The sequence below is a fragment of the Rhodanobacter sp. Col0626 genome, assembly GCF_049994385.1.
Classification (GTDB): Bacteria; Pseudomonadota; Gammaproteobacteria; order Xanthomonadales; family Rhodanobacteraceae; genus Rhodanobacter.
The window spans coordinates 396,754-414,984 of record NZ_CP188260.1; the positions used below are offsets into that span (position 1 = coordinate 396,754).

Annotated in this window: 15 protein-coding genes; 3 read left to right on the forward strand and 12 right to left on the reverse strand. The window is 67.1% G+C overall.

Annotation, left to right across the window (positions count from 1 at the left end; genetic code table 11):
- Positions 1-4 precede the first annotated feature (4 nt).
- From ilvC to ACPPVV_RS01605, 7 genes are all read right to left on the reverse strand, one after another.
- Positions 5-1,015 (reverse strand): ketol-acid reductoisomerase, encoded by a 1,011-nt coding sequence (ilvC, locus tag ACPPVV_RS01575; RefSeq protein ID WP_426701731.1) that lies wholly within the window; start codon positions 1,013-1,015, stop codon positions 5-7.
- The gene (gene ilvD, locus ACPPVV_RS01580) at positions 1,012-2,718 is read right to left on the reverse strand and encodes a dihydroxy-acid dehydratase (protein WP_426701732.1); all 1,707 of its coding nucleotides are present in this window, start codon (positions 2,716-2,718) and stop codon (positions 1,012-1,014) included. The genes ilvC and ilvD overlap by 4 nt, the downstream gene beginning before the upstream one ends.
- A 177-nt stretch (positions 2,719-2,895) precedes the next feature.
- Positions 2,896-3,993 carry a 3-isopropylmalate dehydrogenase gene (leuB, locus tag ACPPVV_RS01585; protein WP_426701733.1) on the reverse strand — a complete coding sequence of 366 codons (1,098 nt, stop codon included), beginning with the start codon at positions 3,991-3,993 and terminating at the stop codon, positions 2,896-2,898.
- Complete coding sequence (leuD, locus tag ACPPVV_RS01590) at positions 3,990-4,577, reverse strand: 3-isopropylmalate dehydratase small subunit (RefSeq protein WP_426701734.1); 588 nt, start codon at positions 4,575-4,577, stop codon at positions 3,990-3,992. Before leuD ends, leuB begins: the two co-directional genes overlap by 4 nt.
- A 166-nt stretch (positions 4,578-4,743) precedes the next feature.
- On the reverse strand, positions 4,744-6,156 hold the full coding sequence (gene leuC / locus ACPPVV_RS01595) for a 3-isopropylmalate dehydratase large subunit (RefSeq protein ID WP_426701735.1): 1,413 nt from the start codon (positions 6,154-6,156) through the stop codon (positions 4,744-4,746).
- Positions 6,153-7,157 (reverse strand): branched-chain amino acid transaminase, encoded by a 1,005-nt coding sequence (locus ACPPVV_RS01600; protein ID WP_426701736.1) that lies wholly within the window; start codon positions 7,155-7,157, stop codon positions 6,153-6,155. Before ACPPVV_RS01600 ends, leuC begins: the two co-directional genes overlap by 4 nt.
- Positions 7,154-8,758: a 2-isopropylmalate synthase gene (locus tag ACPPVV_RS01605; protein WP_426701737.1), complete on the reverse strand. Its 1,605-nt coding sequence runs from the start codon at positions 8,756-8,758 to the stop codon at positions 7,154-7,156. Before ACPPVV_RS01605 ends, ACPPVV_RS01600 begins: the two co-directional genes overlap by 4 nt.
- Positions 8,759-8,770: 12 nt before the next feature.
- Between ACPPVV_RS01605 and ACPPVV_RS01610 the strand changes: the two genes are divergently transcribed.
- Positions 8,771-9,070 (forward strand): hypothetical protein, encoded by a 300-nt coding sequence (locus ACPPVV_RS01610; protein WP_426701738.1) that lies wholly within the window; start codon positions 8,771-8,773, stop codon positions 9,068-9,070.
- Positions 9,071-9,194: 124 nt separating this feature from the next.
- Here ACPPVV_RS01610 and thrC read toward each other — a convergent pair whose 3' ends face one another.
- The 5 genes from thrC to ACPPVV_RS01635 form a co-directional block, all read right to left on the reverse strand.
- The gene (gene thrC, locus ACPPVV_RS01615; RefSeq protein ID WP_426701739.1) at positions 9,195-10,547 is read right to left on the reverse strand and encodes a threonine synthase; all 1,353 of its coding nucleotides are present in this window, start codon (positions 10,545-10,547) and stop codon (positions 9,195-9,197) included.
- A gap of 124 nt (positions 10,548-10,671) precedes the next feature.
- On the reverse strand, positions 10,672-11,661 hold the full coding sequence (locus tag ACPPVV_RS01620) for a homoserine kinase (RefSeq protein ID WP_426701740.1): 990 nt from the start codon (positions 11,659-11,661) through the stop codon (positions 10,672-10,674).
- Positions 11,658-12,809 (reverse strand): homoserine dehydrogenase, encoded by a 1,152-nt coding sequence (locus ACPPVV_RS01625; RefSeq protein ID WP_426701741.1) that lies wholly within the window; start codon positions 12,807-12,809, stop codon positions 11,658-11,660. Before ACPPVV_RS01625 ends, ACPPVV_RS01620 begins: the two co-directional genes overlap by 4 nt.
- Positions 12,810-13,121: 312 nt before the next feature.
- The gene (locus ACPPVV_RS01630; RefSeq protein ID WP_426701742.1) at positions 13,122-13,820 is read right to left on the reverse strand and encodes a class I SAM-dependent methyltransferase; all 699 of its coding nucleotides are present in this window, start codon (positions 13,818-13,820) and stop codon (positions 13,122-13,124) included.
- A 26-nt stretch (positions 13,821-13,846) separates the two neighbouring features.
- A complete protein-coding gene (locus tag ACPPVV_RS01635) occupies positions 13,847-15,865 on the reverse strand; it encodes a bifunctional 2',3'-cyclic-nucleotide 2'-phosphodiesterase/3'-nucleotidase (protein ID WP_426701743.1) in 2,019 nt (672 codons plus the stop codon).
- A gap of 211 nt (positions 15,866-16,076) precedes the next feature.
- Between ACPPVV_RS01635 and ACPPVV_RS01640 the strand changes: the two genes are divergently transcribed.
- Entirely contained in the window at positions 16,077-17,789 is a 1,713-nt protein-coding gene (locus tag ACPPVV_RS01640; RefSeq protein ID WP_426701744.1) for a sulfatase-like hydrolase/transferase, read from the forward strand.
- Between the two features lie 123 nt (positions 17,790-17,912).
- Positions 17,913-18,170 (forward strand): hypothetical protein, encoded by a 258-nt coding sequence (locus tag ACPPVV_RS01645; protein WP_426701745.1) that lies wholly within the window; start codon positions 17,913-17,915, stop codon positions 18,168-18,170.
- Positions 18,171-18,231 lie beyond the last annotated feature (61 nt).

Genomic DNA, 18,231 nt, shown 5'->3' on the forward strand with positions numbered 1-18,231 from the left:
TCGGTCAGCCGACTTTCTTCAGCGGTTCGACGACGGGCTTGGCCGCGTTCGGCTGCAGCCACGGCATCCGTGCGCGCAGCTTCGCGCCGACCTGTTCGATCGGATGCTCGAGGTCGGCCTGCTTCAGGCGCTTGTAATTCGGCAGGCCGGCCTGGTATTCGGCGATCCAGTTGCGCGCGAAGGTGCCGTCCTGGATGTCGGTGAGCACCTCTTTCATGCGCGCCTTGGTGCCGGCGTCGACCACCCGCGGTCCGCTGACGTAGTCGCCGTACTGCGCGGTCTCGGAGACGAACTGCAACATCTTGGCCAGGCCGCCCTCGTAGAACAGGTCGACGATCAGCTTCAGCTCGTGCATCACTTCGTAATAGGCGATCTCCGGCTGGTAGCCGGCTTCCACCAGGGTCTCGAAACCCTTGATCACCAACTCGCTGGCGCCGCCGCACAGCACGGCCTGCTCGCCGAAAAGGTCGGTCTCGGTTTCTTCCTTGAAGTCGGTCTGGATGATCATCGCGCGACCGCCGCCGATGCCGTCGGCATAGCCTTTGGTTCTGGCTTCGGCGTGGCCGCTGACGTCCTGGTGCACGGCCCAGATGCACGGCACGCCGCGGCCGCGCTCGTATTCGCTGCGCACCAGCGCGCCGGGGCCTTTCGGTGCGACCAGGATCACGTCGATGTCGGCGCGCGGTTCGATCTGCTTGAAATGCACGTTGAAACCGTGCGCGAACAGCAGAGCCGCGCCGGGCTTGATGTTCGGTTCGATCGATTCCCGGTACAACGTCGGCTGCACCATGTCCGGGGTCAGCACGGCGACGAGGTCGGCGCCTTTCACCGCCTCGGCCGGTTCGACGACCTTGAAGCCGTCGGCCTTCGCCTTGTGCCAGGTCGGGCCGTTCGGGCGCAGGCCGACCACGACGTCGAGGCCGGAGTCGCGCAGGTTCAGCGCGTGCGCGCGGCCCTGGCTGCCGTAGCCGAGCACGGCGATGCGGGATGAAGCGAGGGTGTTGTTGCTGCTCATGCGGTGACTCCCTGGTGGGTTTCGGTGTGGATGTGGCTGGGTGTGGACACGGAGGTATCGGGATGCGTGGTGGCGCCGTCGGAAGCGGAACCGACCAGCAGCGCGTACTTGGCCAGCGCGCCGCGGCTGACCTTCGGTGCGGGTGGTTGCCAGTTGGCGCGACGTGCGACGAGGTCGGCGTCGGTGGCGATTTCACGGCGCGCGGCATCGATCACGATGCGGTCGCCTTCGTGCAGCAGCGCGATCGGTCCGCCGCGCGCGGCTTCGGGTGAGATGTGGCCGACCATGAAGCCGTGGGTGGCGCCGGAGAAACGACCGTCGGTGATCAGCGCCACGTCATCGCCGAGGCCGCGGCCGATCAGCGCGGCGGTGACGCCGAGCATCTCGCGCATGCCGGGGCCGCCGGCGGGGCCTTCGTTGCGGATCACGATCACGTCGCCGTTGGCGATGGCGCCGGCCTGCACCGCGGCAAACGCCTCCTCCTCGCTTTCGTACACGCGGGCGCGGCCTTCGAAGTGAGTGGCGCCTTTCCCGGCAAGTTTCAGGATGCAGCCTTCCGGCGCGAGGTTGCCGTACAGGATCGAGTAGCCGCCACGCGGCTTCAGCGGCGCGTCCACCGGATGCACCACGTCCTGCGTTTCGGCACGTGGCGCGGCGGCGACTTCGTCGAACAGCGATTGGCCGGTGACGGTGGGCGTGTCCTCCAGCATGCCGGCGGCGATCAGTTCCTGCGCCACTCGTGCACTGCCGCCGGCGCCGAACATCTCGACCGCCGTGTAGCGGCCGCCGGGCAGCAGGTCCGCGATCACCGGCGTGTGCGCCGACGCGGGCTCGAAATCCTCCAGCGTCCACGCGACGCCGGCCTCGCGGGCGATGGCGAGCAGATGCAGCACCGCGTTGGTAGATCCCGCGGTGGCGGCGACCATGCGTGCGGCATTGCGCATCGAGGTGCGCGTGATGAGCTCGCGTGGCGTGCGGTTCGCGCGCAGGCATTCCATCACCAGCTCGCCGCAGCGGAATGCGGCCGCGCCCTTGGCTGGATGCGTGGCGGGGATGTCGTTGTAACCCAGCGGCGACAGGCCCAGCGTGGAAAGGACCATCGCCATCGTGTTGGCGGTGAACTGGCCGCCGCACGCGCCGGCGCCCGGGCAGGCGTCGCGCTCGACCGCGCTCAGTTCATCGTCGTTGATCCTGCCCGCACCGTGCGCGCCGACCGCCTCGAATACCTGCTGGATGGTGATCGGATGGCTGTCGTGGGTGCCGTGCGCGATGGTGCCGCCGTAGAGTGCGACAGCCGGAATGTCCAGGCGCGCCATCGCCATGGCGGCGGCGGGGATGGTCTTGTCGCAACCGCACAGCACCACCATCGCATCGAGGCAGTGGCCGTCCACCGCCAGCTCGATCGAGTCGGTGATCACCTCGCGGCTGATCAGCGAGGCGCGCATGCCAGGCGTGCCCATCGCAATACCGTCGGTCACCGCGATGGTGTTGAACTCCACGGGTGTGCCGCCGGCGGCGCGGATGCCGGCCGCCGCCTCGAGCGCCAGCTCGCGCAGGTTGAGGTTGCACGGGCTCACGTTCGACCAGGTGTGCACCACGGCCACCAGCGGCTTGGCGATGTCGGCGTCATTCAGTCCGGTGGCGCGCAGCATCGCGCGGGCGGGGGCGCGGCCGGGGCCGCTCTTGATCAGATCACTGCGCATGGCGGTTCCACGGGCTGAAGGAAGAGAAGCGCCCCCTGCGTGCAGAGGGAGGTAGGCGGAACGGAAGAGGGATAGGCGCCATCACGGCGACCACGAACCGTTCCCGCCGGAAGCACGCAGGGGGCAGCAGAAAATACGGACACGTCCTTGTGCCCGCTTGGGAAACCGGGTGTGACATCAGCCGCATGCGCGTGCTCCGCAGAAGAACGCAGCGGCGTTGTCGGCGTGATCCTCGATCGCGGCAAGTACCGCGTCGCGCACCTCGTCGGTGCCGGCGCTGCCGCCGATGTCGCGACTGTGCGGGCCATGCCGAAGTACCTTTTCGACCGCCGACTCGACCGCGACCGCTTCCGCTTCCAGGCCCAGCGAGTGACGCAGCAGCAGGGCGGTCGAGAGGATCGCGCCGATCGGGTTGGCCACAGCCTGCCCGGCGATGTCCGGGGCGGAGCCGTGGATCGGTTCGTACAGTCCGCGCCGACCTTCGCCCAGCGAGGCCGACGGCAGCAGACCCAGCGAACCGGCCAGTGCAGCTGCTTCGTCGGTGAGGATGTCGCCGAACAGGTTCTCGGTGACCACCACGTCGTAGCGGTTCGGCTGGGTCAACAGCAACATCGCCATCGAGTCGACCAGCTGGTGCTCGACCTTCACGTCGGGATAGTCGGCGGCGATGCGCTGCACCGTGCTGCGCCACAGCCGCGAGGTTTCCAGCACGTTGGCCTTGTCCACCGAGGTGACGTGATGACGACGGCCGCGCGCCAGCTCGAACGCGCGGCGCACCACGCGCTCGACTTCGGCGACGGTGTATTTGCATTCGTCGGTGGCGGTATCGGCCGTGCGGGTCTTGGCGCCGAAGTAGGCACCGCCGGTGAGTTCGCGCACGAACAGCACGTCGACGTTCTCCAGCTTCTCGTTCTTCAGCGGCGACAGGTCGGCCAGCGCCGGATGCACCTGCAGCGGGCGCAGGTTCGCGTAGACACCCAGTGCAGCGCGCAGGGCCAGCAAGCCTTGTTCGGGCCGCACCGGTGCATTCGGATCGGACCATTTCGGACCGCCAACGGCACCCAGCAACACCGCATCGGCGGCCTGACATGCGGCCAGCGACTCGGCCGGCAAGGGTTCGCCGGTGGTGTCGATCGCGATACCGCCGATCAACTGTTCCTCGAACGCGAACACGTGCTCGTAGCGTGCGGCCACGGTCTTCAATACGGCTACCGCGGAGGCAGTGACCTCGGGGCCGACGCCGTCGCCGGGCAGGGTGACGATGCGTGCTTTCATGCCGCTTGCTCCTGGTGCTGTTGTTCGTAATGTGAGATCGCATTGGCGTGTTGCAGCAGATAACCGAGTTGATCGACACCGTTGAGCAGGCAGTGCCGCGCGAATGGCTCCAACCGGAACGGAATGCGGCCACCGTCGGGTAGCGCGATGAACTGCTCACGCAGGTCGATCACCAGTTCGATGCCGGGATGCTTGAGCAACCAGCGGTGCTCGAGTTCGTCGATGACGATCGCCAGCAGGCCGTTCTTCAGTGCGTTGCCGCGGAAGATGTCGGCGATCTCGCTGCACAGCACCGCCTGGATGCCGTAGTCGAGCAGTGCCCACGGCGCGTGTTCGCGCGAGGAGCCGCAGCCGAAATTGCGTCCGGCGACGAGGATCGAGCAGCCGTGTGCTTCCGGCTGGTTCAGCGGAAAGGCCGGGTTGTCGCTGCCGTCGGCGTGGTAGCGCCAGTCGTGGAAGCACAGCTTGCCCAGTCCTTCGCGGGTGGTGGTGGTGAGGAATCGCGCCGGGATGATGCGGTCGGTGTCGATGTTCTCGTCGACCAGCACGGCGGTGCGTGAGTGGAGGCGGGTCACGGATTTCATGCGGGAATCCTCGTGGAAACTTCTGCTCCTCCGCCTGCTTGCAGGGGAAGGTTGGGAGGGGGTAAAGCTTCTCCGGCACGAGCGACCCCGCCCCAACCCTTTCTGCGATCGAAGGAAGTCCCCTTGGGGGCTTGCAAGGGAGAGAGCACAACGAAAAGCGTCACCTTCATGCCGCCACCTCCACCAGGTACTCACGCGGATCGGCGATGCGCCCCGCCAGGGCGGAGGCGGCGGCGGTGGCGGGGCTGGCCAGCACGGTGCGTGCGCCCTTGCCCTGCCGGCCTTCGAAGTTGCGGTTGGAGGTGCTCACCACCAGTTGCCCGGGCTGGGCCAGGTCGCCGTTCATCGCGATGCACATCGAACAACCCGGCACGCGCCACTCGGCGCCGGCGGCGGTGAACACGTGGTGCAGGCCTTCGCGCTCGGCATCGCGACGCACCGCTTCGGAGCCCGGCACTACCAGCATGCGCACGCCATCGGCGATGCGCCGACCGTGCAGCACGCGCGCCGCTTCGCGCAGGTCGGACAGGCGCGAGTTGGTGCAGCTGCCGACGAACACCACGTCCACCGGCGTGCCCTGCATCGGCTGGCCGGGCCGGCTCTGCATGTAGTCGAGCGCGCGGCGTTCCTGCGCGTTGGTGGCGGCCGGCACCGGCGCGTCCATCGCGATCGCCATGCCAGGATGGGTGCCGTAGGTGACAGTGGGTTTCACCGCACCGGCGTCGATGCGCACCTCGCGGTCGTAGCGCGCACCGTCGTCGCTGCGCAGTGCGCGCCATTGCGCGACGGCCCCGTCCCACGCGGTGCCGTGCGGCACACGCGGGCGACCTTTCAGCCATTCAAACGTCGTTTCGTCCGGCGCGATCAATCCGGCGCGTGCGCCGGCTTCGATCGACATGTTGCAGACGGTCATGCGCTCGTCCATCGTGAGCGCTTCGATCGCCGCACCGCAGTACTCCAGCACGTAGCCGGTGCCGCCATCGACGCCGATGGTGCCGATGATGTGCAGGATCAGGTCCTTCGCGCCCACGCCGGCGGACAACTGGCCGTCCACATGGATCGCCATGGTCTTCGGTCGGCGCTGCAGCAGGCACTGCGTGGCCATCACGTGGCCGACCTCGGTGGTGCCGATGCCAAAGGCCAAGGCGCCGAATGCACCGTGTGTCGAGGTGTGGCTGTCGCCGCAGACGATCGTCATGCCGGGCTGCGTTGCGCCCAGCTCGGGACCGATCACGTGCACGATGCCGCGGTCGGCGCTGTCCCAGCCATGCAGCTCGACGCCGAACTCGCGGCAGTTGCTTTCCAGTTGCGCAACCTGCGCCTGCGCCTCGGCGTTCGCGTAAGGACGGCTGCCGTCGGCATTCGTCGGCAGGGTTGGCGTGGAGTGATCCAGCGTGGCCAGCATGCGGTCGGGTCGGCGCAGTTTCAGTCCGCGCTCGCGCAGTTCACTGAAGGCCTGCGGCGAGGTAACTTCGTGCACCAGGTGCAGGTCGACGTAGAGGATCGCCGGCGTGTCGGCGGTTTCGGCGGCGACGACGTGGGCGTCCCAGATTTTTTCGAACAGGGTGCGTGCACTCATGCCGATGCCTCCATGGGTACTGGCTGTTGATGGGGAGCTCGACCATGGATGGCCGGCGTTTGATCCGCGCGATCGGGGACGACGGCATCGACGACGCTGAGCCAGCGATGGCGATCCTCGGTGCGACCGTCGAACAATCCGAAGAACGCCTGCTGCAAGGCCTTGGTGATCGGGCCGGGCGCGCTCTTGCCGATCGGCTTGCGATCGACCGATCGAACCGGCGTGATCTCGGCGGCGGTGCCGGTCATGAACACTTCGTCGGCCGAGTACAGCGCCTCGCGCGGCAGCTCGCGCTCTTCCATCGTGATGCCCAGATCGGCCGCCAGGGTGATCACGCTGTCGCGGGTGATCCCGGCCAGGATGCCGGCGCTGGACGGTGGTGTGAGCAACCTGCCGTGCTTAACCACGAACAGGTTCTCGCCGGCGCCCTCGCTGAGCAGGCCGTTGTGGCCCAGCGCGATGCCTTCGTCGTAGCCGTTGCGGCGCGCCTCCAGCCCGATCAGCTGACTGTTGAGGTAATTGCCGCCGGCCTTGGCCCAGCTCGGCAGGGTGTTGGGTGCGGGACGGTGCCATGACGACACGCAGACGTCGGCGCCACGTTCGGCCGCCTCGCCCAGGTAGGCACCCCAGTTCAGTGCGATCAGCGCCACCTCTACCGGTGCGTCGTCCTTCGCCAGCACGCCCAGGCCGCCCGCACCGCGAAACACGATCGGCCGCACGTAGGCCGACGCCATCGCGTTGGCGCGGATCAGCTCCAGGCAGGCGGCGTTGATTTCGTCCTCGCTGTAGCCGACGTCGATCTCGTAGACGCGCGCCGACTCGAACAGCCGCCGTGTGTGGTCGGCCAGGCGGAAATAGGCCGGGCCGTGCGGCGTGGCATAGACGCGCTCGCCCTCGAACACGGACGAGCCGTAGTGCAGCGCGTGCGTGCTGACGTGGACGTTGGCCTCGGCCCACGGCTTGATCCGGCCGTTATGCCAGACGAAAGGCGTGTTGCTCATGCAGTGACTCCCCTGGCTTGCTTGACGGCCGCGGCAGTGGCCGGCGTCTGCCGTTCGATCCGGTTGACGATCACCAGCGCGGCCAGCGCGGCGGCTTCGACGATGTCGGTGCTGCTGCCGTGACCGCGCCAGTCGCGCGCGGCGTGGCGAGCGCTCAGTTGGGCATGGCCCTGGGCGTCGGCGCCTTCGCCGAGGGCATCGATCTGGAAGCGGGTCAGTTCCAGCGGCGTGCCGGTGGCTCGCTCGATCGCACGCAGCACCGCATCCACGGGGCCGTCGCCGATCGCCGCCTCACCGATCTGGTGGCCGTCGTCGTGCGCCAGCTTCACCGAGGCCGAGGCGCTGCCGCCCAGGTGCGAGTTGGCGTGCAGCTGCACCAGATGCCATGGGCCACCAGCGTGCGGGTCGTGGCCCAGCGCCAGCGCTTCCAGGTCTTCGTCGTGCAGCTCGCGGCCGTGGTCGGCCAGCGTCTTGAAGCGGGTGAAGATCTCATCCAGCGCCGCATCGTCCGGTGTGTAACCCATGACCTGCAGGCGCTGGCGCAGGGCGGCGCGGCCGGAATGCTTGCCCATCACCAGACTCGTTTCGGCGATGCCGACATCCTGCGGCCGCATGATTTCGTAGGTGCCGCGATGCTTCAGCATGCCGTGCTGATGGATGCCCGATTCGTGCGCAAACGCGTTGGCCCCCACGATCGCCTTGTTGCGCGGCACCGCCTGGCCGGTCAGCTCGGTGAGCAGGCGCGAGGTGGGATACAGCTGGCGCGTGTCGATGCGCGTGTCGACGCCGAAGTGCGGCGCGCGCACCTTCAGCGCCATCACCACTTCCTCCAGCGCAGCGTTGCCGGCGCGCTCGCCGATGCCGTTGATGGTGCACTCCACCTGGCGCGCACCCGCGCTCACCGCGGCGAGGCTGTTCGCCACCGCCATGCCCAGGTCGTCGTGGCAATGGCTGGAGAAGACCACCCGGTCCGCACCGCGGACGTGGCGTCGCAGGTACTCGAAGAGTTCGACGATCTCGGTCGGCGTGGTGTAGCCCACCGTGTCCGGCGCGTTCAGCGTGGTGGCGCCGGCGGCGACGGCGGCGCTGAAGATTTCCACCAGGAATTCGGGCTCGGTGCGCAACGCATCCTCGGCAGAGAATTCCACTTCGTGGCACAGCCCGCGGGCCCGTTCGATCGCGCGCACCGCAGTGTCCAGCACCTGCGCCTTGCTCATGCCCAGCTTGTGCTCGCGATGCAGCGGGCTGGTCGACAGAAACAGGTGGATGCGCGAATGGCATGCCGATTGCAGCGCGCGGGCGGCGCTGTCGATGTCGCCGTCCTGGCAGCGCGCCAGTGCGCACACGGTGGTGTGTTTCAGCGTGCCGGCGATTTCCGCGACCGCGGCAAAATCGTCCGGCGAAGCCTGCGGAAAGCCGGCTTCGAGGATGTCCACGCCCAGCGATTCGAGCTGCTGCGCCATGCGCAGCTTGGCGCGCCGATCCATCGAGAACCCGGGCGCCTGCTCGCCGTCGCGCAGGCTGGTGTCGAAAATCCGCACGCGTTCGGCGACTACGTCGTCGTCGCTTGCGGGGCTGTTTTGCTGGTCGGGGTTTTTCATCATGGCTCCGCTGTGGGCGGCGCCGAAGGCACAAAAAAACCCCGCATCCGTTACCGGGTGCGGGGTTTTTTGGGTGTTTTCAGGTTTTCTTATTTACCTGGACACATGCCCTCAGCCCGCACCTCCGTTGGTAATAAGGAGTACGAGTACGAGGGTAAGAAGGAGCGTGCCGCGAGCCTGCAGCAAGCCGGCAACCGTCGCGAGACGGTTTCCTTTGGCGATGCTGTGGTGGCTGTTGCGCTGCGACATGTCATCGACCATACGCGAGTTCAAAACCTCGCGTCAACAGTTTTATCTGAAATCATTTGTTGATGACGCGTTTGGTGAGTATGGACGGCCAGCCGTCCATACGATTTTTGCGATGCGCACGCGTATGGCTGGCCGAACCTCCCTGTGGGAGCGATTTCGGCCGTGACAGCTTCCAGTCCGACCAACCTCAGGGCATCGCGACTGAAGTCGCTCCTACAGGAAATTTGGCCTCGTCATGTGCCAGCAGCCACTCCCGCAGCGCGGTGTTATCGGCGGTCATCGGCTCGGCGCTGGCGCTGCGCGCCAGCATTGCAGCCAAGGCCGGGGGTATGTCGAGCGGGTGGCCGAGCAGCGGTTCCACCACGCTCTCGAATTTCGCCGGATGCGCGGTGGCGACCACGGCCCAGGGCTCGGCGTCGCCGTCCGTGCGCAGGCGATCAAGCAAGTGCATCGCGGTGGCAGTGTGCGGGCAGAACGCCTCGCCGTGCTCGCGGGCATGCCGGGCGACGGTCTGGCGGATCGCCGCATCGTCCACGCTGCGTGCCTGCAGCAGGTGGCGCAGTTGCGTCTCGTCGGGGTAGGTCCAGCGCAGACGCTCGAAGTTGCTGGGAGCACCGACGTCCATCGCATTGGCGATGGTGGCGATGGCTTCGCGCGATTGGTAGGGCTTGCCGGCGAAATAATCGGGCAGGGTGGTGTTGGCGTTGCAGGCGAGACGAACTTCACCGATCGGCAAACCCATTTCGCGTGCCCATAGGCACGCCATGGCATTGCCGAGGTTGCCGGTGGGGATGATGAAGCTGAGCGGCGCGCCGTGTTCGCGCCACCAGCCCAGCGCGGCGTGCGCGTAGTAGCTCATCTGCGGCAGCAGGCGGCCGAGGCTGATGCTGTTGGCCGATGACATGGGCACCGCGGCCTGCAATTCGGCATCGTTGAGTGCGGCCTTGACCATGCGCTGGCAGTCGTCGAAACGGCCGGCTACGCGCAGCGCACTGACGTTGTCGCCGAAGCAGCCGAGCTGGTGCGCCTGACGCGGCGAAACCAGGCCGTCGGGATACAGGATCACCACCCGGATGCCTGGCTGGCGATGGAACGCGGCGGCCACCGCCGCGCCGGTATCGCCCGAGGTGGCGACCAGGATCGTCAGCGGCCGTGTGTCGCTGCGTGGCAACCGGCGCAGGCAGGCGGCGAGGAAGCGTGCGCCGAAATCCTTGAAGGCGGACGTGGGGCCGTGGAACAGCTCCAGCATCTGCGTGTTTGGATGGGCAGGCAGCGTGCGCAGGGGCGCATCGAAGGTGAAGGCTTCGGCGCAGATCGCCGGCAGTTCATCGGCCAGTGCATCGCCGGCGAAAAATGGCATCAACAAGGTGGCGGCGGTATCGGCCAGCGTGCCGTGCGGATCGAACGCGGCCAGGTCGATCCGCGGCAGGGATTCGGGCACGTACAGGCCACCGTCCGGCGCCAGACCGGCGGCGATCGCCTGACTGATCGGCACGGTTCCGGCACTGCGGGTGCTGTGGTAACGCAACGGTTCGCTCATGCGTGCTTCGACTGCCGGGTGCGTGATCGCGAGGGTCTTGTGGAAGCGGCTTCAGCCGCGACGGTCGGGCGATGAGGTTCGGGAGTGTCGTGACCGAAGTCGCTCCCACAGATCGTGCTCATGGCTACGCCTCGTCGAGGGAGTCGATCAACGCGGCGGCTGGCCCGTTGATCGGCGACACCCACGCATCGCTATCCAGCCCGGCGTCGGCGAACGCGGCCTGCATCGCCACGCTGGCAGTTTCGGCATCGGCGCGGTTGTCGTACCAGCCGAACACGCTGGGACCGGCGCCGGAGATGCTGGCGCCGAGCGCGTGATGGTCGAGCGCAGCCTGTTTCACCCTGGCGAAGTTCGGGATCAGCGGCGCGCGGCGCGGTTCCACCAGCACGTCCTTCAGTCCTTCGCGCACCAGCGCGGCGTCGCTGCGGTAGCAACCGGCCAGCACCAGGGCGAGGTTGCTGCTTTGTGCCACGAATTCACCGAGGGCGTAGTCGCCGGCCAGCGCCGCGCGGGCCTTGCGCGTCTCCAGCACCACATGCGGATGCACCAGCGCGCAGTGCCACGCGGCAGGCACGTCGATGCGCAGCAATCGATCATGCGTGGCCAGCACCAGGCCACCGAGCAGCATCGAGCCGAGGTTGTCGCCGTGGCGGCTGCCGCTGGCCACCGCCTCGCCGTCCAGCGCGAAACCGTACAGCGACTCGCGCGGCAATGGTTGGGCCAGCAGCGCATTGGCGGCGACCAGCGCGGCCACGCACGACGCCGCCGAGCCACCCATGCCGGAGCCCAGCGCGATGCCCTTGTGCAGCACCAGTTCGAATCCGTGCTGCAGGCCCAGCGCCTTGCGCAGCGAGAGCAGGGCGGTGCCGGCGGTGTTGGCGCGCGGATCGGTGGGCAGGTCGGTGACGCAACCGCGGATCGACGCGATACGCACCACCGGCTCGTCGATGCGGCGTACCTCGGCGCGGTCGCCGGCACCGGCCACGCTGTGGCCGAGCAGGTCGAAGCCGACCCCGACGTTGCCAACGCTGGCGGGCGCGAAGGCGCAGGCGACTTGTGGACGTTTGACACTGCGCGGTGCAGCCATGGCGGGTTCCGACAATAAGAGGTTCATGCGCGCGCCTCCAGCGACTCGGCGATGCGCAGCAGATCGGTGAACACGCCGGCGGCGGTCACCTCGGGGCCGGCGCCGGGGCCTTGCACCGATAGGGGATTATCGCAGTAGCGACGGGTGGTGAACTGCACGATGTTGTCGGTCAGTCGGGTATGCGCGAACGAGTGTTTCGCCGGCAGCACCACCAGCTTCACACGAGCGCGGCCATGGCGATCCAGGCCGGCGACATGACGCAATACGCCGCCGATGGCCTGTGCCTCGGCCAGCCGAGCGGACATCGGCGCATCCAGTTCGTGCAGTCGTTGCATGCAGCCGTCGAGCGGCAACGCAGCCAATGCGTGCGGCACCAGACTTTCCACCGCGACATCCTCCAGCGACAGCGGCCAGCCCGCCTCGCGCGCCAGGATCACCAGCTTGCGTGCCACGTCGATGCCGGACAGGTCATCGCGTGGATCCGGTTCGGTATAGCCCAGCGCATGCGCCTCGCGCACCAGTGCGGAGAATGTCTGCCGGCCGTCGTGGCGGTTGCACAGCCAGGCCAGCGTGCCGGAGAACATGCCTTCCACCGCCAGCAACTCGTCACCGGTGTCGAGCAGGTCGCGCAGCGTCTGCACTACCGGCAGGCCGGCGCAGACGGTGGCTTCGTAGCGGAAACGCGCGCCGCTGGCGCAGGCTGCGCGAATCGCCTGCCAACGCGGCAGCGGTCCACTGCCGGCGAGCTTGTTCGGCGTCACCACGTGCAGGCCGGTGGCCAGCCAGCGCGGGTAGTGCGCGGCCACCTCGTCGTTCGCGCTGCAGTCGACCAGCAGCGCGTGGCGACCGTCGTTGCCGCGCACGTGCTCGGCGAAGGCATCGAGGTCGTTCGGCCGCCAGATCTGCGCGCCGTCGTGGCGTGCGTTGAGCTCGGCGTCGTCGCAGTCCAGCCACATGCGCTTGCTGGCCACCACGCCGCAGAGTTTCAGTTCCAGCCCGTTGTCGCGCGCGAGCCGAGGTTGCGCGGCGCGCAGCTGTTCCAGCAGCGCGCTGCCAACCCGGCCGGGGCCGATCACGCCGACCGCCAGCGTGCGCCGCCGCGTGGTGCCAGTGCGGTGCAATGTCGGCGGCAGCAACGAAAGATGCGGGACTTGTTCGGGTGCACAGGTGATCACGGCGGCCTCTCCGGTGGAGGCCCGTTCTCGCTGGCGTGTCGGGATGGCCCGGCCCGCCTCGTCGAGGGCGGGCCGTTGCGTGTTGAATCTACCTACGCACGACACTCCGCCCGGGACCCGTGGTACCGGTGGTAATCGTGGTGGTCGTGGCGATGACGCCCACGCGCGATGGCAGGCAGCCGGTGCGAACCGGTGTGAAGTGCATGCGTGCGGGCGTGGAAAGCGGCGACATGGAGCTGACCTTACGAGGATTGTTGCACTGCGGTCAACAGATGCATTTGCAACCTTTCGTCATATCCATCGCTGCGCCGGTCAGTCGACGGCTTGCGCGCCGAAGATGACCGAAGCCGGCATCCGGGTTTGCGGATGCAGTGGTTCGCGCATGTCCAGCACGCGTAGTCCGTGCCGCGCAAACAATCCGAACCAGCTTTCCAGGGTACGGAAATACCACGGTGCCGGATCGCCGAAGTCCACACCGAGACCCGCCCACGAACCTTGCCGCCAGCCATCCTGATAGGTTTCGTCGCCACAGGCGATCAGCGGATGCAAGGTCTGGATCAGCACGTGGCCACGCGGTTTCAGCATCGAGCGGAACAGGGCGAACATGCGCTCGACCGAAGCTTCCCCAAGCAGTGAAAAATTGCACACGAGGGCATCGAATTGTGCATCGAGTCCGCTATCGGCAATCGCCTCGTAGGACATCACGCGAAAGTCGCCACCGCCCGCCGCGCGTGCCTGCTCGATCAGGGTTGGCACCGCATCGATGCCGGTCACCTCGATGCCGGTCTCGGCCAGCCGGCGTGCCAGCCAGCCCTCGCCGCAGCCGATGTCCAGCACCGTTCGCGGCGAGCATGCCAGCACCGCATCGACGATCGCCTGGTCGGTTGCCAGCCGCCGGCTTTCGATCCGCTGTTCGCGCACCGCGACGACCCAGGGCGCGGCGTTGGCATGCCAGACGTCGAGGATGCCGGCGTCGGTGAAGGCAGGCATGGCGCGCGGCGACGTGGTCATCGAACTGCCTGCCTCATGCCAGTGCCTCAGTGAGACAGGTCGATTGCGTAGACCGCGGTGCCGTCGCCGTTGTCCTTCAGCTGGCGGATGTTGTCGAGGCGGGCATCGCGAGCCACGTCGAGCTTGTTGCCGGCACCGCTGAACACCACCGGGCCGCGGGTTTTCAGCGGGGCAAAGGTCCACGACGTGGCTTCGAGATCCTTCGTGCCGATCTGCTTCTTGCGCTCCAGCCATTTCGCCAGGATCTCGCGCGTGCCATCGGGGGCGGCCAGCACGATGTTGCTGCCATCGAGGCCGGGGAAATGGCCGCCGCCGCTGGCGCGGTAGTTGTTGGTGACGATGATGAACGGGTTGGCTGGCGCGACCGGCTTGCCCTTGAAGGTCAGCTTGGTGATGCGTTGGCCGATCGGCTTGGAGACGTCGATGACGTAGTGGATGCCGCCCTGGATCTGATCGAAGTTGTAGCCGACGTAATGGCTGCTGATCAGCGGCTGTTCGCCGGTCTTTGTCGGATCGATGCGGTTGAAGCGTCCGGCGGATTTTTCCAGCCAGGCCTTGACGCCGGCGCCATCGGTTTTCACGGCAGCCAGGGTGTTCGGGTAGAAGTACAGATCGGCGGCGCTGCGCAGGGTGAGCGGGCCAGGCGCCACATCGGTGTAATCGTCGGGGCCGCCGAAGCCGGTGCGGAACGCGGCGGCGGCGGACAGCACCGGCACGCCGGCCAGTTCGGGATGCGAGCGCGGCAGTTCGGTGCGTACGTAGTCGGCCTGGGCCGCGTTGACCGGCGCCAGCGCGGTCATGTTGCCTTCGTCGGCGAAGTAGCTGCTCATGCGCAGCGTGCTGCTGCCGATCGGCGTGTTGACGTAGGCAATTGCCGCTTCATGCGCCTGCTGCACGATCGGCGCGATGGCCGGATCGGCCGGCACGCAGGCGGCCTTCTTTGCGGACTTGTCCGCACTGCGCGGGCAGATCGGCCGCACCTCGCTATGCGTGTTGTCGAGGTCGACCACCCAGCGGCCGTTCTGGCGATTCAGCACCAGCTGGATCACGCCGAGGTCCTTGCCGAAGAAGCCGCCCATCACGGCGGGCACGTTGCGCACGAAGCCGAGATGGGCGTCGACGTCCTTCATGCCGGCGTAGTGCGGGCCGGGGAACTCGGTGTGCGAATGGCCGAGCAGCAGCGCGTCGATGCCGGGCACGCCAGCGAGGTACCAGCCGGCGTTTTCCATCTGCGGGGTGTACGGCGCGGTGTTCAGGCCGCCGTGCAGGATCGCCACGACCAGGTCGGGATGCTGCGTCTGCAGCTCGGGCAGGTACTTCTTTGCCGCTTCAACCACGCCGCTGACGGTGACCTTGCCGGCCAGGTTCTGCTTGTCCCAGTCCATGATCGGCGGCGGGGTGAAGCCAATGATGCCGACCTTCAGTGGCACCTCGATCTTGCTGCCGTCGGCGGTGTACGCCTCGATGGTCTTGGTGACGATCGTCCACGGCTTGAAGATCGGCTTGCCGTCGCGCGCGCTGGAGACGTTGGCCAGCACCAGCGGGTAATGCGGGCCGGCGCAGCGGTTGTCGTGGCCGCCGTCGACGTTCATCGGTGTACCGGTGACCTGCGACAGGAAGCCCAGGCCGTAGTTGAATTCGTGGTTGCCGGCGGTGCCGCCGTCGTAGCCGATCGCGTCCATCGCCCGGTAGATCGCCAGCTCCTGGTCGCAGGCGACCGGCTTGACCAGTGCCTGGTAGTCGGCCAGCACGCTGCCCTGGATGGTGTCGCCGCTGTCGAACAGGAAGGTGTTGGGAAACTCCGCGCGGGCGCGGCGGATCAAGGTGGCGGTGCGCTCGTAACCCAGCGAATCGTCCGATTTGAGCTTGTAGTAGTCATAGCTCAACACGTTGGAATGAACGTCGGTGGTCTCCAGGATCGCCACGTTGGCGCGAGCGCCGTCGGGCGTTTTGCCGGGCTTCAATGCCTGGCTGGCGCAGCCGGCGAGCAGGGCGGTGGTCAGGATCAGCAGCGGGGTGGCGAGCGGGGTCAGGCGTGACGGCATGGCATTTCCGTGGAGCGTGCAGGTTCAGATCGCGAAAACTAGCAGATTGGGGTGACGGTATGCGTTCCCGGGCCTGCCGGGGAGGCGACGGGCCATGCGGCAATACCCAACGCCAGTGGAACGATATGGCGCGGGATGCCACCGGTTGCCGAGGCAAGTCCGTAAGATGTCGATCCGGTGACATCCGGTCCTTCAGGGGGACTCTCTTTCCATGCCTAGACTACCGTCACGCCTTGCGCTGGCCCGCGCCATATCGTTGTGCGCGCTGGCTTTATTCGCCGGCAGCGTCATGCTCACCGCGCTGCAGGAACCCACGCCGCTGCAGCAGATTTTCATCACGGCGCTGATGGTGTGCACGTTCGTCGTGCTGCTGTTCGTGTTCGCGCGGGTCGCGACAGCGCTGGTGGTGGCCGGCGGCCTGTTTCTGGCGCTCAAGTTCATTTCGGTGCTGAAACTGCGCTATCTCGATTCATCGCTGATGCCGTCGGATTTCATCTACTACGTGCGCAGCAGCCTGGTCGACACGTTGCGCCATTACCCGCATCTCTACGCGCTGGGCATCGGCCTTTTCGTGATCGTGCCGCCGCTGCTGTACCTGGTGTGGCACTGGGACTGGCGGGTGCTGGCCGCATCGCCATCGCGGCGCGCGACGGTGATCCGGATGGGCGGCATCGTATTGGGCGGGTTCGCGTTCTGGTTGTGCATGCTGCCCACAGGTCCGTTCGCACAGGTGCATTCGCGCAATGTGTGGGAGAAGCTGTCGGACGATGCGCAGCTGACCAATTTTTTCGTCAACCTGCACGATTCGGACGTGCAGTTGCCGGCGATGTCCAGCGACGCCATCGCCGAGCAGGACTGGGGTGCGACGGCGCAAGGCCAGCCGGGCAGCACCCACCCGCCGTACCCGGACATCGTGCAGGTGCTGGAGGAGAGCACGTTCGATCCGTCGCCCTACGACGCCTGCAACGTGCCGGCGTGCCGCGTGACGATGTTCCAGCCCGATGCGCGCACCCGCTCGCACGGCGTGTTGCGCGTGCATACGTTCGGCGGCGGCACCTGGGTCAGCGAGTTCGCGGCGCTGACCGGCATGCCGCAGGACATCTTCGGTCCCGGCGGCATGTATGCGCCGTTCGTGCTGGCGCCGAACGTGCACGACGCGTTGGCGCTGCAGCTGCGCCGGCTCGGCTACCTCACCATCGGCGTCTATCCGACCGAGGCCAGTTTCATCAACGGCAACAACGCGTACCACGCCTATGGCTTTGACCATCTCTACGGCGCCAGCGAACTGGGGCTGGAGGAGTGGGAAGAGAGCGATGCGCAGATGTTCGCCGCGGCGAAGCGCGTCTACGACAAGCTGAAGAAACCGGGCCAGCCGGTGTTCGTGATGATCCTGACGCTGAACCAGCACGGGCCGCACGACGATGATCCGATGTCGACGCTGCCGCCGGCTTACCGGGGATTGCTGCATGGCCTTTCGCCGGGCGAGGCGCTGAACTTCGATACCTATCTGTCGCGTCTGCACGATTCCAGCATGGCCATGCGCGGGCTGGAACGCGATTTCCTCGATCGGCCGCAGCCGACCGTGCTGGTCCACTTCGGCGATCACCAGCCCTCGTTCGGCGGCCAGATCCGCAATCTCTCGCGCAACTTGCCGGCCGCCTTGCGGCCCTACCGCGATTACCTCACGTACTACATGGTCAAGAGCAACTTCGCCGGCACGCCGATTCCCCCGTATCCGATGCTCGACATCGCGCTCCTGCCGAGCATGGTGTTGCAGGTGGCGGGCGTACCGACCGACCCGTATTTTTCGGCGGAGACCCTGCTGCGCTCGCGTTGCAACGGCCTGTACGACGATTGCGCGGTGCCGGGGCTGCTGGCGTCCTATCACGCGTGGACGATCGGACGGCTGCACGTTTATCAGTGACGGACAGGGACAGTTATGGCCGCCGGCGGACCGGTTTGGTGGTCCTTTTCACGGCGAAAACCGCGGCCATTCCTGCTGGCTGGCGAATCGCGCCACTGGCAGGTGTCTTGCTTGGTGTTCGACATGAACGATCGCATCCCCATCGTGCCTCCACGGCGCGAGACTTCCAACGAACCGGGCCTGGAGCAGCAGATGGCCGATTGCGGCTTGTCGAACGATACCCGCCGGTTCCTGCGCAATCTGCACGTGGCCGAGAAGCAGCTCAATGACGCCTTCAGCAAGGCCCATCAGGGCGGCAGGCTAGAGGCCTGTGTGAGCGAGGTCTACCGTGAAATGTATGGCACGGAGCAGGGGCACGCACCGAGATCGCGCGGGCGATGAGCGTATCGGCATTCGTTGCGTGCAGGTTGTTGCAACGGAGCCCGCCGACGTAACGGCGGCG

What these genes read in the sequence shown, in the direction of transcription:
- ACPPVV_RS01645 (WP_426701745.1), top strand. Translation starts at nt 17,913, where the DNA reads ATGAACGATCGCATCCCCATCGTGCCTCCACGGCGCGAGACTTCCAAC.
- ACPPVV_RS01620 (WP_426701740.1), bottom strand. Translation starts at nt 11,661, where the DNA reads ATGAACCTCTTATTGTCGGAACCCGCCATGGCTGCACCGCGCAGTGTC.
- leuD (WP_426701734.1), bottom strand. Translation starts at nt 4,577, where the DNA reads ATGAAATCCGTGACCCGCCTCCACTCACGCACCGCCGTGCTGGTCGAC.
- leuB (WP_426701733.1), bottom strand. Translation starts at nt 3,993, where the DNA reads ATGAAAGCACGCATCGTCACCCTGCCCGGCGACGGCGTCGGCCCCGAG.
- ACPPVV_RS01630 (WP_426701742.1), bottom strand. Translation starts at nt 13,820, where the DNA reads ATGACCACGTCGCCGCGCGCCATGCCTGCCTTCACCGACGCCGGCATC.
- ACPPVV_RS01605 (WP_426701737.1), bottom strand. Translation starts at nt 8,758, where the DNA reads ATGAAAAACCCCGACCAGCAAAACAGCCCCGCAAGCGACGACGACGTA.
- ilvD (WP_426701732.1), bottom strand. Translation starts at nt 2,718, where the DNA reads ATGCGCAGTGATCTGATCAAGAGCGGCCCCGGCCGCGCCCCCGCCCGC.
- ACPPVV_RS01640 (WP_426701744.1), top strand. Translation starts at nt 16,077, where the DNA reads ATGCCTAGACTACCGTCACGCCTTGCGCTGGCCCGCGCCATATCGTTG.
- ACPPVV_RS01600 (WP_426701736.1), bottom strand. Translation starts at nt 7,157, where the DNA reads ATGAGCAACACGCCTTTCGTCTGGCATAACGGCCGGATCAAGCCGTGG.
- leuC (WP_426701735.1), bottom strand. Translation starts at nt 6,156, where the DNA reads ATGAGTGCACGCACCCTGTTCGAAAAAATCTGGGACGCCCACGTCGTC.
- ACPPVV_RS01635 (WP_426701743.1), bottom strand. Translation starts at nt 15,865, where the DNA reads ATGCCGTCACGCCTGACCCCGCTCGCCACCCCGCTGCTGATCCTGACC.
- ilvC (WP_426701731.1), bottom strand. Translation starts at nt 1,015, where the DNA reads ATGAGCAGCAACAACACCCTCGCTTCATCCCGCATCGCCGTGCTCGGC.
- thrC (WP_426701739.1), bottom strand. Translation starts at nt 10,547, where the DNA reads ATGAGCGAACCGTTGCGTTACCACAGCACCCGCAGTGCCGGAACCGTG.